The sequence below is a fragment of the Cellulomonas uda genome (assembly GCF_006538705.1).
Lineage (GTDB): Bacteria > Actinomycetota > Actinomycetes > Actinomycetales > Cellulomonadaceae > Cellulomonas > Cellulomonas uda.
In genome coordinates this window covers 37238-51819 of sequence record NZ_BJLP01000028.1, presented here as the reverse complement: position 1 = coordinate 51819, position 14582 = coordinate 37238, and the positions used below count along the sequence as shown (strand labels likewise).

Sequence of the window (14582 nt, the reverse complement as noted above, 5' to 3'; positions counted from 1 at the left end):
GACCGGCGGGCACGCGTGCTGCCGTGCCCGCCGGTCCCGCGTGCTCCGCGTCAGGCGGCCGTGCAGGTCACCGTGGCGCCCGCACCCGACCCGGTGCCCTGGAACCCGAACACGGTGCTCTGTCCGGCGCCGAGGCGCCCGTTCCACGGCGCGTTGGTGACCGTGAGCGGTGAGGTGCCCGTCGACTGGCCGCTCCACACGTTCGTGACCGTCCCCGACGGCAGGGTCACGGCGACCCGCCACCCGTCGACCGCCGCGTTGGCGGCGACCTTCACCTCGGAGACGAACCCGCCGGGCCAGCTGCTGACGACCGTGTACGTCGCGGTGCACCGGCCCTGCGGGGCGGGCGAGCTCGTGGTCCCGCCGGTCGGCTCGTCCGTCGGGCCGCCGGTCGGCTCGTGGGTGGGCTCGTCGGTGGGCTCCTGCGTGGGCTCGTCCGTCGGGCCGGGACCCGGGTCGACGTCGGCCCAGGCGTCCTTCAGGAACGCGGCGATCGTGTCCCAGCTCGGGTTCGGGCTGCCCTGCGTGACGGTCTCACGGCACCCCTGCGTCGTGCGGACCGTCTGCTGGCCGTAGCGCGACGAGCTCGTGACGTCCGCGTGGCTGTGGCCGGCGCCCGGGACGGAGAAGAACCGCGTGTCGACGCACGCGGCCTTGAGCGCGTCGTACAGGATCTCGGTCTGCGCGTGCGGCACGACGTTGTCGGCCCGCCCGTGCAGGAGCAGCATCGGCGGGTCGTTCGCGTCGACGTAGCGGATCGGGTCGGCCTGCCGGGCCTTGTCGGGGCACGACGGGACCGCGCAGCCGAGCAGCTGCGCCTCGGGCGCGTCGGGGCTGTTGTGGTCGATCCAGCCGCCCTGGTCCTGCTGCGCGAGCCGGATGAAGTCGGTGGGGCCGAAGAAGTCGACACCGGCCTGCACCGCGCTCGACACGCCGGTGGTCCCGATCTGCCCCTCGAGCGCCGCCACGCCGCCGGTGAGGGCGCCCATCGCGGCGACCCACCCGCCCGACGAGTCGCCCATCGTCGCGAACCGTGCAGGGTCGATCCGGTACTGCGCCGCGTTGGCGCGCAGGTACCGGATCGCCGCCTTGATGTCGTACACCTGGGCGGGGAACTTCGCCTGCGAGCTCGACCGGACGCTGACGCCCGCCACCGCGATCCCGCGGGGGTTGAGCTGCTGGGCGATGGCGTTGGCCCCCGACTTGCCGTCGTCGGACGTCCAGGCGGAGCCCGTCGACCACACGACGAGCGGCCACGGCCCGGCGCCGTCGGGGACGTACAGGTCGAGCAGGTGCCCGCGGCTGCCGGCCGGGTCGGCCGGTGCGTACGCGACGTTCGTCGTCGTCTGCACCGCGTTCGCCTCGGTCCCGACGGCCGCCACGACCCCCGCGGCGACGAGCGCGGCGACCGCCCACCGCGCCGTCACCCTGATGCGTGCGCTCCACATGACTGTGTCTCCCCTCGAGCGTGGTGTGATCGATCACACCTTCCTGAGGAAGATCGGTGCGGGACCAGGTCCCGAATCCTTTCGGCGTCATGCCCGCACATTTCGGACGAGAGGCCACGAGGGGCGCCCCGCGAACGGGACGCCCCTCGTGCCGAACTGATCGGGAGCAGCCGATCAGACGTCGAAGTAGAGCCTGGTCCACGGTTCCTCCTGGGTGTCGTCGCAGGTCACAGGCCTGGGACCTGCGGTCCTGCCGGATGGGTTGCATCTGCTGTGCGTCTCCGGGGCGCCTGATGAGCGTCCCTGGGACGCTGTTGTGGCAAAGATGTGTCAGCAACCTGGGCGCGGAGACGACTGGTGCCAGGTGGCGAGTCGGTACCCGTCATCGCCCTGGCGAGGGCGACAAGGATGAGCAACCCGTTCGGCGGATTGGGCGCTACGCGGGCACCCCGAGGATGCAGGACGCGACGCGCTGGGCGAGCGGCTCGGAGATGCTGAGTCGGGCCATCGACCTCTCGACCGCCACGAGGTCCAGCGGTTCGCGATCGAGGAACGGCTCGATGTCCGCCAGGCGGCTGTAAGGGCTCCGTCGTCGCTCGATCCGCGCCTCCAGCCGCGCCGGCTTCACGAGTGTGAGCCACGTCTCGGCGGCCTGATGCAGATCCACCGTTCCGGCCTCGAACTCTCCGCGAGCCACGGCGGCCACGATCTCCCACCGCTCCGCCTCGTCGGTACGCCCGCCGCGGCGCGCCGCCTCGGCCCAGCGTCGGGTCATTCGCTGCATCTGCTCGAGTGCCCGCTGGTGCCGGCGAGGAAGCAGCTCGACTTCGATCTCCTCCGCGCGCAGGAGGAAGCGGGCAAGGAGGTCCTCGCAGCGGTCGTCGAACGACGCACTGGGTGGGTCCTCGACCAGGAGCTCACGCAGGCGCCCGGCCACGCGGTCCAAACCGACGACGGCGTCGCGGCGACCGTCTTCCAGCAGGAGCCATCGCGGCGCGCCGGATGCTGCGCCACGGACCGCGAAGAACGTCCACGCGGTCCGGGTCCGCACGGGACTGATGCGTGCCAGGACTCGGTGGCGTGCGTCGCGGTGAGCCTCGTACGTCTCGGCGGGGATCAGCGCGGTCGGCCCGGAGACCAGGGCGCGGACCGGTTCCAGGGCGTCCTGCAGGCCGTCCCACTGGCCGCGCGCCGCGGCCGCCAGACTCACGAAGTCCTCAGGAGTCACGACCGTCCCAGGTGTCGACGGGATCGGCAGGTTGGACCCGAGCAGCGCCGCGCTCTCCTCGTTGCGAGCCGCCAGCAGGTCGTCGGCGCGGGTGGCGAAGGACGGCGAGTCCGCCGGCCAGAACACCTCGATGCGGTCGTGGGGGCTGTCCATGCGATCGACCCGACCGACCCGTTGCTCAGCCACGCGCAACGTCGTGGGCATGTCGAACTGCACCACCGCAGAGCCGCCCTGGAGGTTGATCCCCTCGTTCATCGCGTCGGAGCAGAGCGCGATTCCGCGTGTCTGCGAGTCCACGGCGAAGATCCGCCGTACCTCCTCGCGCTCCTTCCTGGCGCCGCCAGTCGCCACGACCACCGGTGCCCCGACCTGCGGCGTCAGCGACTTGATGACAGCCAACGTGATCGGGTGGTGGTCGAAGGCGAGGACCCGCTCGTGTCGGCGCGCGAGGTCGGCGACGAACGCTGCCTTGGTCCGCTCACGACGGTCGCCGAGGTCGAGGGCGAGACGTTCCAGGACGCGGTACCGGTCCGCCTCGTCCTCGCACGCGTCGCGCCATGCCGCGGCGTCGGAGAGCCACGCGGGGAGCTCACAGGCGAGATCGATGCGCGGAGGCCCAGCCTCCTGTGCCGCCATCAGGCTGGCGTACATGTCGCCGGTCGGCTGAGGCTTGGCCAGACCGCTGATCCCCAGTCGTCGCACGGCCTCGTCGGTGCCGACGACGTGCTCGAGCAGCGCGGCCTGCGACGAGCGCATCGCGGCCCGCACCTGGTGGGCGGCCAGTCCCCGCGCAGCGCCGACCCTGGTGTCGAGCCACTGTTGATCGGTGTACTCCCGGCGCAGCCACTCGGGCAGGGTGATCGTCCGCCCGATGCGCGCGATCCCGGTGAGCTGGGCGGCAACGTCCCGAGTCTCGTCGGCGATGCGGCGTTCACGCTCCGTCTCACCGGTCGCGTAGGTCCGGGTGACGTGCTCGGGGTAGCGGCAGACGCGCCCGGTCACGGGGTGCAGATACGCGCTCGGATCCGCGTCGACGAGCTCGTTCAGCATGCCCTTGGTACGCCGGACGGTGAAGCGTTGGATCTCGGACCGAAGAAGCGCCTGCTCGTCGGACGTGAGCTTCCACTCGGTGTGTCGGCGGTTGAGGCGGTCGAGGATCGACAGCGTCGCATCCTCGAAGTTGTCCGCGCCGAGCTGGTCGACGAGCGACAGCAGGTCCTGTGCGCTGCGGTTGATCGGTGTCGCCGTGAACATCAGCACGTGGTCGGCGGCAGTAGCACGGACCTGAACGGAGCGGTTCGAGCCCCGGGCCAGGAAGTTGTGGGCCTCGTCGATCGCAAGGATCTGCGCGGCCGCGACCGCGCCTTCCTCGACGCGGGGGCCCTGCTTCGACGCCCGGCTGAGCTTGCCGTGCGAGACGGTATTGAGCGTCAGGCCACAGGACACGGCCTCCCGTCGCCACTGGTCTTCGACAGCAGGAGGGCAGACGAGCACGGTCAGGTCACCCCGGACGCGTCCCGTGCTCCACAGACGGTCCCGAACGGCGCGCGTGAGGTGCGCGCCCATGCGCGTCTTGCCGGACCCGGTGGCATCCGCCACCAGCACGCTCCCGACGTTCTCCACGACCCACAGCGCTTCGGAGATCCCCGCGATCTGTGACGGCCACAGCCGGGAGAGACCGGCGGTCTCGCCGAGGTACCCGGCCGCCCACTGCCCTTCGAGCAGGTCCGCGCACGCACGGGCGAGGGCCTCCTGCCACGAGACGAACTGCAGCATGTCCCGCAGCAGCGCACGGAGCTCCTCGCCCCACGGCTGTCCGACCGACCAGTAGTTCTCCGCCGCCTTCCGCGCACGGTCGTAACCTTCCCAGTCCGACGAGCGCGTGTAGCGGACATTGGCCTCGAACTGCGTGCTCAGGCCGGCCTCGGTGAAGTTGCTGGACCCGATCGTCGCCGCCCGATCGCCGACGTAGATCTTGGCGTGCAGGCGAGTGCGACCCGGCACGAACCGCACCTCGAACCAGCCTTGGTCGAGCGCCTCGATCGTCTGCACGATCTTGGCCGACAGAAGCAGAGAGACGCCGTGCTGCTCGATCCAGTACGAGCGGACGTCTTCCGTAAACGCTGCAGATGCTGACCCGAAGGCGACCCGCTCCGTCGCGAACGGCTCCGTGCCGAGCAGCACGCGCACCGAGCCATGGTCAGCCCTGTGCGCCGCCGCCGCGACCAACTCGATGAGCTTGGTGATCGAGGCGAAGCCCGCCAGGACCAGCGGCGCGCGAGACGAGACGAGGTCTTCCCACACGACGTCGCGGACGTGAGCGCCGGCGTGGTTCACGGGGAGCAACGCGGGGTCCGGCCAGGTGAGATGTCCGAGCTGCAGGCTGAGGTGAGGCTCGGGAGTCGACGAGAAGAGATCCGGCATGCCGGGGTCGGGACGTCCGCGCCCGCGTCCGTGCCTGACCATGCGTTCCTCCAGCGGCGAGTGGTGCCCGCAGCGTAGAGCGGGCCACTGACATGCGGTTTCGCCGACGGCGCAGCAGGGCTCAGGGGGCGGTGTCGTCGTGCAGCACGACCCGCGAGAGCTCGACAAGGTCGCCGCGACGCCAGTAGTGGAGGCGCCGCGCCGACGGGGAGTTGCGCTGCAGCGCGACGCGGTAGCAGACCGCGCCGTCCTTGCGCGCCACCGCGGGCGCCCCGCCGCTCTCGGTCACTCGCAGCTCGTGGTTCTCGAGCGCGGACAGCCGGGCGGGATCGGCGACGACGACGTCCGCCACGACCTCGGCGAGCTTGCGCCACGACACCGGTCCGAGGTTGTCGAGCGAGTCGGCGAAGCGGTCACCGACCTTCCAGTCGCCGAGCGGCCAGCGCGGCTTCTCCCCGGCGGGGACACGGCGCGCCCATGCCTGCGTCACGCTGAGCCGGAGCGCGTCGACGGGGTCGCCGAACCATTCTCGAGGGTCGCTGTCGTCGATGTCCGTGCTGCCCGTCGTCGCCTTGGCCGCTCGCTCGAGCTGCTGGCGCCGGACGTCGGTCCGTCGGTACTTCTCCCGGAATGCACGCAAGCTCGCCTCCACGGAGTCGAGCTCACGCTCGAGATGCTCAGCATGGCGGCGCAGCTCCGTGAGCTCGTGGGAGGCGCCGAGGGCTAGGTCGAGGCGGCGTCTCAGCTCGGCTGAGCGGCTCTGCTCGGCCGAGAGGGCGAGACTCAGGTCGCGGACGGCTCCACGATCTGCAGGCGACGGAGCGGGGACCGGCTCGTCGGGCGCTCGGACCGCCGGACGAACAGCAATGCCTGCGCGGACGTCGCGCGGCGTCGGCCCTCCCGGTGCCGACGGAGCCTGCGGCACAGGCCCGGCCTCGGACTGGAGTTCCGCGTCTACCGATTCCGCCGGGGGAAAGCCGAGCGCGGCATCCGGCGCCGGGCTAGGGAGAGCATCGTCGGCAGGGGCAGAGAGCTGCGGCGCTGCGGGGGCGACGAGCCAGGGCGGTCCGCCGTCGAGGAGCGCCGGCGCTTGCATCGTCGCCTCGTCGTCGTCGACGTCGAGAAGCGACAGCTGGATCACCGGCTCGCTGTCGGTGACACGCGCGACGACGACGTCGCCGACGGTGAAGAGCGCTGTGAGCCGGTCCAGCTCGTTCGCTGTCACCGAGCCAGCGGTGGTGACCACCTCAGTGCCCGGCTGGAGGCGCAAGGTCAACGCTGCGTCGTCGACGGCGGCCACCTCGGCGAGCACCGCTACACCCGCACGGTAACGGGGCCGCGTGCTGGCGGGTACGCATTCGTCCGGCGGTTCGAGGTCGAGCCGCCTGGTGGCCGGGTCGATCCGTCCCCGCACACGTTGGCCGTTCCGGACGAGCCGCTCGAGGGGCACGTCGAACCCGCTGAGCTCCTCCCAGAGCGTCGCCATGCTGCCGTCATCGAGCCGGACCATGGCTCTGCTGCCGAACAGGCCCACGACGGTACCGTCGACCGCCGGACGCGACGCCACGGAGGCCCGCGGCGTGTACAGCCCCGCAGAAACGGCGGCCGCCATCGCATCGCTGAGGATCTGGTCCGTCACGCGGTCGCGCTCGCGGACCGAGTACGCGAACCGCAGGGGCGCCGTTCTCGGCGCCGACACCCAGTCGTGGTCGACGGGGTACACACGGGAAGCACCGCCGTAGACCTGGGTCAGAGGCGGCATCACCGACGAGAACGCCCACGACACGTCAGACGTCGGCATGACGACGACCTCAGCGAGCCCGCGCAGGTCGTCGACGAGGGCGTCCACGTCGGCGTACGCCTCGCTCGCCCCGTTCGCGACCGTGACGACCGCAACAGGCCACCGCCGTCCGGGCGTCAGCAGTCGGTGCGCGAGGAGGCGAGCAGCGTCGTCATCGGCGATGTCCACGCGGCCGGTCGGCACGGTGACGGCCCCGGGCGGCTCGACGCTCGATGCCCGGCCGGGCGTCTTCAGCTCGCGGCTGCGCTTACGCCTGACCATCTGGGCTCCCATCCGCCATCGACATGCTGCACAGCATCCCGGGACCGGCTGACATCGCCGTCACCTGAGCGCGGTGGGCGTGCCGGAGGCGACGCCTGCGAGCGGCTCGGCGCCGAGAGCGACGATCGTCGCGGCGAGGTCGGTGACCTGGGCGAGCAACGCCGCTGGCTCGACGTCGAGGTCGAGGGCGTGCTGGTGGATCTCGACCCTCGAGCCGACGACTCGGTGACGCGCCTCGGTCTCGTTGCCCTTCGCGTACACCAGGTGGCCTCGCGCGAGCCCGCGGACGGTGCAGTAGGCGAGCATCTGGTACAGGTCCGCGTTCGGGTACCCGCTCGGCTTCTCCGCCTTGTACTTCGCGTCGACGACGGCCGTCGGCCGACGCGAACCCGGGCCGTACCAGACGATGTCCGGCTTCATCGAGACCGACGCTGCCTCGTCCAGGTGCCACCGGTCCTGCGCGCGGCAGCGCCCGCCGTGGGCGGTGAGCGCGGCGCCGAGCGCCTCGGTCAGGAAGTCCTCGAACAGTTTGGCCATGTCGAGCATGAAGCCGTCGATGCGGACGAGCCCGGCCTCCTGTTCGACGGAGCTCCCGCGCAGGACCAGCTCGCCGAGGCCGAGGGCGACCTGGTATCGCGTGTTGAGCCGCGACCGCGACCAGGCCGGAAGGACAGTCCCGCTCGGCAGAGCACTCACGTCCGCGAACGCGCGCGCGAGGTGTCGCAACGTCCGACGCGTGCCAGCCGGCAACCCGTCCAGGCGGAGGAGCCGGTGGGTGGCGGCACGCAGGATCTGGTTCTCGGGGATGTCGACGTCGAAGTCGTCGTAGCGGATCTCGAGCGGCAGGGGCAGCCCGTGGTGACGGGTGAGCTGGTCGGTGGTGCGGATGCGGCCACGGAGTACCGGTGAGGCGACTTCCTCGACGCGGTAGCCCTGCAGCAGGCCCTGGGCGGTTGCCTTCTCCGCCTGGCGCGCGAAGGCCGATGCGACGGCCGTGAGCAGGTCGGAGTTCTCGTCGAGCTCGACGTCCTCGTCGCGCCAGAGGGCCCCGTCCCGGGCGTAGCCGACGAGGAAGAGCAGCCGGCGGATGTCGACCTTCGGGCGGACCAGCAGGTCGACCCCGGCGACGCGCGCGACCCCGACCTTCGCGGCCGGCCCGACGACCCACCACCCGGACGCGACCGCGGGGACCGCCGTGACGAGTCCGCTGGCGCGCAGGGCGAGGCCGGTCTGGTCATCGAGTCGCACCTCGACGGACGGTCCGTTCTCGACCAGCTCGACGGCGGTCATGGGGCGGGGCTGTCCGTCGGGGCCTCGGTGCCGTCGGAAGGCTGGTGCGCGTCGGACGCCGAGCTCGCCGTCCGAGCAATCCGCGCTCGGATCGTCGTCAGCGAGTAGTGCGCCTCGACGTCGATGCCCTCACCGAAGTGATGCTCCTCGAGGAGCGGCAGGATCGACGTCTCCCAGACGGTCTCCAGCCCGCCGTCGCGGTACACCTCGTCTCGCATGAAGTACGACGGGCCGATGCGGAAGTCCTGGTCCTGGATCAGGTCGTTGAGGTGGTCGAGTACGTCGGCCGTGGTGTGCGGCAGCCCGCGGCGGTCGAGCCACCGGCGCAGCATGCTGCGAGTCGGCTCGACGCCAGGGTGCAGCGCCTTGAACGCAAACCGGCGGCGCATCGCCGCGTCCACCAGCGCGATCGAGCGGTCGGCGGTGTTCATCGTGCCGATGATGAAGACGTTCGACGGCATGGTGAACCCCGCCTCGTCACCCGTGCTGTACAGCAGGTCGATGGCGCGGTCGCGGTACTCCAGCAGGAAGTAGAGCTCGCCGAACACCTTGGCGAGGTTGGCGCGGTTGATCTCGTCGACGATCAAGACGTACGGCGTCGACGGGTTCTCCCGTGCGGCGTCGACCAGGCGACGGAATGGGCCGGGCGTCAACGCGAAGCCGACGGTTGTCGACCCATCCTTGGGCGCCACGGGCCGGTAGCCCTCGAAGAAGTCCTCGTACGAGTACGCGGGGTGGAACTGCACGAGCTTCACCGCCGACTCGTCGGTCAGGTGCTGGGCGATGGCCTGTGCGAGGTAGGTCTTGCCCGTGCCGGGCGGGCCGTAGAACACGATCTGCCGACGGTCGCGGAGCAGGTCGATCACCGACTGCACCCACCCTCGGTCGACGAGCAGCCCGTCGGCGAGCTCGTCCGTCGCGGCGCGCAGGACGAGCGCGACCGGTGCGGTCTTCGCCGCCTTGGTGGCCTCGGCCGCGTCCTGCGCGACCAGTCCGGCAAGTGCGGCGAGCTCGCTGGTGAGGTCGACGACCGTGTGCTGGCTGGACAGCTTCGGCTTGAGCCCCGCGGGCAGGTCGGTCAGGTCGATCGGGTGGGCAGCGTTACGCCACTCGACGCTCCGGCGCAGGTTCGACCGGTCGTCGGACGACCGCACCGACGTGACATCACCTGTGACGTCCCCGAGATAGAAGCTGCCGCCGTCGTTGGCCAGCACCAAGTCGCCGACCTGGATGCGGTTGATGAACAGGTCGAGCTCCGCAACCTTCTCGTTGCGGGTGTTGTAGGACTTCTGCGCGTAGTCCTCCTCGACGACGGCGACGATGTCCGGGCGGCTCAACGGCAGCGCGAGGGAGCGGATCTGGCTGGCCGCGACCGAGACCGAGCCTCGCTCGAGCCACGTCGGGACGAGGTTCTTACCGTTGACGTTGTTGCCCCGCACGAGCCAGGCGCGGCGGGTGACCGGCTCGGCCGACTCGGCGAGCAGCTCCCGTAGGTCGTAGCTCGTCAGCCGCGCGGCCTGGCTCGCACGCCCGGAATCGTCGAAGTCCACGCCCTCGGCGCGCAACAGCTCGCGGGGGTCGTCGGTGCGCTCGGGGTCGCTCCATCGAAAGCCGTCCGAGACGAGACCGTCGGAGGTCAGTACCCGGTACGCGGCCGGGTGGTCGGTCTGCGAGATCCAGCCTCCGACGTTCTGGTTCGCCAGGCCCGTGAGCTGCGCCAGGTCGCCGTACGACGTCCACAGACCAGCTTCGACCAGGTCCAGAGCTGCGCGCAGCGTCTCGGACTTCGCGTCGGCCTCCATCCCCGCCTGGGCACGACGGCGCGCGCGCTGGAGCGCGTTGTACTCCCGGCGGAGGGTCACCATGAGGTCGTCGTCGGAGATCGCCGCACCCAGGGCGGTGCGCCCCGCGTCGGTCAGGGACCAGCCACCCTCCCGCGCGACCCAACCGATCGCGCGTGCGCCGCTGACCTCGAAGCGCACACCGGTCTCGAACCGGCGCGTTCCGGAGTCGTTGGTGCTGAGCTCGTACTCGGTCAGCGGCAGGGTCTCGGCCAGGCGCTGCAGGGCGACGGCCGGCCGAAGCGGCTCCGCGGCATCCCGCAGCAACCGAAACGTCGTCCCGACGAGAAGCGCGAGACGAATCGACTCGCGCGGAGGTCCCTCGGACATGGTGACGAAGCCTCCGTCAGTGGTCATGGCGCGGGCCGTGGCCGGCGGGCGGGTCGAGCGGGCTGGTGTACACGGTGCCGGCGGCCGCGGCGGCGGTCATGGCGTCGTACGTCTCCAGGATCAGGCGCTTGGTGCGGAACTCGCCGTGGTCGCGTTCCTCGTACTTGCGCACGACGAAGAACGAGTCCATGACGTGCTCGACCTCGTCGCGGGCGAGGCCGTAGAGCAGAAACATCGCGGCGTCGAGCTCGGCGCGCAATCGCTCGCGGCGCTGGTTGTCCCAGCGGAAGGGTCCTCCGGAATCCTTCAAGTCGGCGGCATACGGCCGCAGGCGGGTAGACGAGTACGCCAGTTCCAACACCCGAGACTCGACCCAGTACCTGAGCGGCCCACTGCTGACGGCGGACACGACGAGGTCGAAGTCATCGGGCGCGGGTGCAGCAAGCTGCTTGACGATGAAGTACGTCATGCCGGTGCCGCTGAGCTTCTGGCGGGCGACGTAATCGAAGCAGTAGCTCGACCACACAGCGTGCAGAAGCGGCGCCTGATCGGGCGTCGTCGGCCACGTGAGCGGGAACTTGTGACCAACGGCCGAGCGAGGTAGGACGCTCGGGACGAAGGTGCGCTCGTTGCTGGCGTTGGTGATGTCGCGCCAGCCGAGGAACCAGTCGCGGTCCCAGCGGTTGGCGATGGCGGTCTCGACGTCCATCTCGGCGACCCAGTAGCGGGCGAGCGGCTCGAGGTCGGGGTCATCGTGCTGTGCGTCGGTCAGGCGCGGGAGGGTGCCCTTGTTGAGCTGGGCCTGGGTGGCGTCGGCGTACGTCGAGTACCGGTGGTCATAGTGCGAGAGCATCTTCGCCTCGTAGAGCGGCAGCCACCGCTGCGCACCGAGCGCCCACGCCCACCCGTCGAACTCGGCACCACGCTCGCGCAGTTCGTCGGCGGTCTCAAACAGGCCCGAGTCGTTTGCCATGTGGAAGAGCGTCGCGAACCGCAGTCCCCACGGGTTCTCGCCTGTGGCGTCGTTCACGAGCACGGGGTGACGGCGGTAGATGCCGAGCGTGATCTCGGCGTCCTGCCGCGTGCGGAAGATCGGCAGCGTCCCGGTGTTCGGGTTGAGTGCAAGAACTTCATCCGCCGTGATCGCGAAGCGTCGCGAGAGCGCGTCGGTGACGTACCGCGTGTAGAACGCGAGGTTGGCTGTGGGTGAACGTCGGCCGCCGGTGATGGATGTCACGGCGAAGCGGAACTGGTTGTGCACACCGTCGAAGATCTTCGCCTCGTTCTCGAAGTCGTAGAACGCGGCGAGTCGGCCATTCGAGACCGTGTCGGCGAAGAAGGCCGACGTCGTTGCATCGGTCGCCAGGCCGGTTGGCGTGATGATGCCCATCCGCCCGTCGTGGGCGATCGACGACCGGAACAGCTCGGCGAACACGCTGTAGGTGTTCACGTCACCGACGCCGCACAGCGGGTACCGGCCCGACTTGCGTAGGTAGTGGCTCATCCCCTCCGCGACCCGACTCGCGGCGGCCCACTCGTCGGCGAGTCCGGGGTTGCTCGCGGTCAGCGCGGCGATCAGCCGCTTGCGCGCGGCGGCGTTCGCGGCCCCCGCGATCGCGGCGTCGCGCTGAGCGAAGAACTCCTGCTCCTGCAGCTTGATCCGCTCCCACGGCGGGTTGCCGATCATGGCGGTGAAGCCGCCGGTCCAGCCGTGGTCGCCCGTGGGGGTGGTCGTGTCGAAGACGTCGGGGAACTCGAGGTGCCAGTGGAAGAACTGGTGCTGGGCGGCCAGGCGTTGGACGGTGCGCACGAGGTCGTCGGGTGCGGTGCCGTCGCGCAGCGAGTCGAGGACGCCGGTGGTGATGGTGGTGGTGCCGGGGGTCTTGGGCTGGACGAACGCGGCGCACCAGGCGTCGGCGTGCAGGCGTTCGCGGGCGACGTCCGGGGAGGCCTGGAACTGGGCGTAGGCGCGTTGGGCGGCGTGGACCTCGCGCAGGCGGGGCGTTCCGGTGGCGGGGGCGACGGCCGTCGAGAGGCGGCCGCGCAGGTCGATCGTGCTGGTGCCGACGTCGACCAGGTCGAACAGGGAGCCGGTGTCGGTGGGAGCCTCGCGCTCGGTCTTGTTGCGCCTCTTCAGGGCGGTCGTGAATGTCTTGTCGTCGCCGGCCAGGGCGGTGAACGCGTCGTCGGGGATGCCGTTCGCGAGCAGAGCGGGCGTGGTGCCGAGCAGGGCGTTGCCGACCTTGATGTGCGCGTCGAGGAACGACAGCGGCCGGCCCGCCTGCATGGACTCCAGCCACAGGGAGACCTTCGCGAGCTCGGCGGCCAGGGGGTTGAGGTCGACGCCGTAGATGCAGGAGCCGACCACGTCGTACAGGGCGTCCTGCAGGTGGGAGGGCGTCGGGTCGATCTCACCGGAACGGACCACGGCCAGGCGCTCGGCGATGCGCCGGGCCGCAGCGACCAGGAAGTGCCCGGAGCCGCACGCCGGGTCGCACACGCTCATCGCGAGCAGCGCCGCCTCGGGGTCGGCCGCACGTTCGGCCTCGTCGAGCAGCGGGGTCAGGGTCTCGTCGAGCACGAGGTCGATCAGTGAGGACGGCGTGTAGTACGAGCCGGTGGTCTTGCGGTCGTTGCCGGCCAGGTTCTCCAGGGTGAACGTCTGCTCGACACGGTCGTAGCGGGGCACGAGCTCGAGCAAGGACTCGTAGATCGAGCCGAGCTCCTCCGCGCCGAGGTTCTTGTAGTCGACCGTGCGCAGCGGCTGCCCCTTGGGGCGCACCGTCGACAGGTGCCGCACGGCGGACAGCAGCGCGTCGTTGGGCAGCTCGGCGTCGGCGAACAACTCGGTGCCGTCGTCGTCGAACAGACCACCTAGGCCGGGCAGGGCCAGCTCGGGGCAGCCGTCGTCCTGCCCAAGGCGGGACAGGACGAGCCGCTGCGCCTGCCACAGGTCGCCGTGCCGGGTGCCGAGGCGCTTGAGCGCGAGCCGGCGCAGCCGGGCCGTGGAGAAGTACTCCCGGTACCGGGCTTGGGCGATGGGGTTCGCGTCGGTCGGGTGCAGGGCCTGGCGGTCCTCGGCGACGAACAGGAACAGCAGCCGGTAGACCAGCCGCAGCAGGGCCTGGTGGTAGTCGGCCAGGTGCAGCGAGTCGTCGGCCAACCGCTCGCGCAGGCCGGTGTTCTGCGGCGCCCGCAAGAACCCCGTGCCCAGGTCCGCGATCGCCCGCTGGACCCCGTCGGACAGCAACGACAGCGCCCGCGCACCCGACACGATCGCCGTCGAACGCCACCGCTCCAGCCAGCAGTCGCTCGGCCCGGCGCCCTCGGTGAGCACCTCGACCCGGGACTGATGCAGCAGCAAGAACAGCACCACGAAATCGGCGAACAGCTCCCCGGTGAAGATCGCCTCCAGGTCGAACTCCACGAACGACTGCGCCGACAGCGACGTCGAGTCACGCAGCAGCCGCAGCACCCGGCCGTTGGACACCACCGCCCACAGGTGCTCGTCGGAGCGGTTCAACAGCTCCTGCACCATCGCGTGCGGGGCCCGCTCGGCCGCGCCCGGTACACCCTTCGTCCGGTGGTCCAGGTCGACACCCCAACCCAACAGGTGCATGGGCACCGCGCCCCAGGCGTGCGACACCGGGAAGGCCTTGCCCGCCGCGCTGATCCCGCCCGCGGGCGTGGCCTGCAGGCGCCCGTAGCCGAGCTCACGGAACACCACCTGCAACCACCGCTCGCGGGTCAGCCCGACGGCTGGGTCGCCCTGCGGCAGGCGGGCCAGCGCGTCCTGGAACGACGGCCACACTCCGACCAGATACGCCCACGCCCGGTTCGCCGCCTCACGCGGAGACTCCCCGGCCGCCAGGTGGTACTCCCGACCCGAGAACCCACCCAGGTCACCGTCACCCGCCGCCACCCGCGACAACAGATCCGACGGCAACAACGCCCCCACA

General features: G+C 70.8%; 6 protein-coding genes. All 6 read right to left on the bottom strand.

Annotated features, from left to right (window positions below):
- Nucleotides 1-50 precede the first annotated feature (50 nt).
- Nucleotides 51-1448 carry a cellulose binding domain-containing protein gene (locus CUD01_RS17085; RefSeq protein WP_141320588.1) on the bottom strand — a complete coding sequence of 466 codons (1398 nt, stop codon included), beginning with the start codon at nucleotides 1446-1448 and terminating at the stop codon, nucleotides 51-53.
- A gap of 436 nt (nucleotides 1449-1884) precedes the next feature.
- Nucleotides 1885-5100 (bottom strand): SNF2-related protein, encoded by a 3216-nt coding sequence (locus CUD01_RS09495; protein ID WP_166771988.1) that lies wholly within the window; start codon nucleotides 5098-5100, stop codon nucleotides 1885-1887.
- Nucleotides 5101-5221: 121 nt separating this feature from the next.
- Nucleotides 5222-6949 carry a hypothetical protein gene (locus CUD01_RS09490; protein WP_141320584.1) on the bottom strand — a complete coding sequence of 576 codons (1728 nt, stop codon included), beginning with the start codon at nucleotides 6947-6949 and terminating at the stop codon, nucleotides 5222-5224.
- A 273-nt stretch (nucleotides 6950-7222) separates the two neighbouring features.
- Nucleotides 7223-8452: an McrC family protein gene (locus CUD01_RS09485; protein WP_141320582.1), complete on the bottom strand. Its 1230-nt coding sequence runs from the start codon at nucleotides 8450-8452 to the stop codon at nucleotides 7223-7225.
- Nucleotides 8449-10623 (bottom strand): McrB family protein, encoded by a 2175-nt coding sequence (locus tag CUD01_RS09480; RefSeq protein WP_141320580.1) that lies wholly within the window; start codon nucleotides 10621-10623, stop codon nucleotides 8449-8451. The genes CUD01_RS09485 and CUD01_RS09480 overlap by 4 nt, the downstream gene beginning before the upstream one ends.
- A gap of 16 nt (nucleotides 10624-10639) precedes the next feature.
- A complete protein-coding gene (locus tag CUD01_RS09475) occupies nucleotides 10640-14545 on the bottom strand; it encodes an Eco57I restriction-modification methylase domain-containing protein (protein ID WP_244937732.1) in 3906 nt (1301 codons plus the stop codon).
- Between the last annotated feature and the right edge of the window lie 37 nt (nucleotides 14546-14582).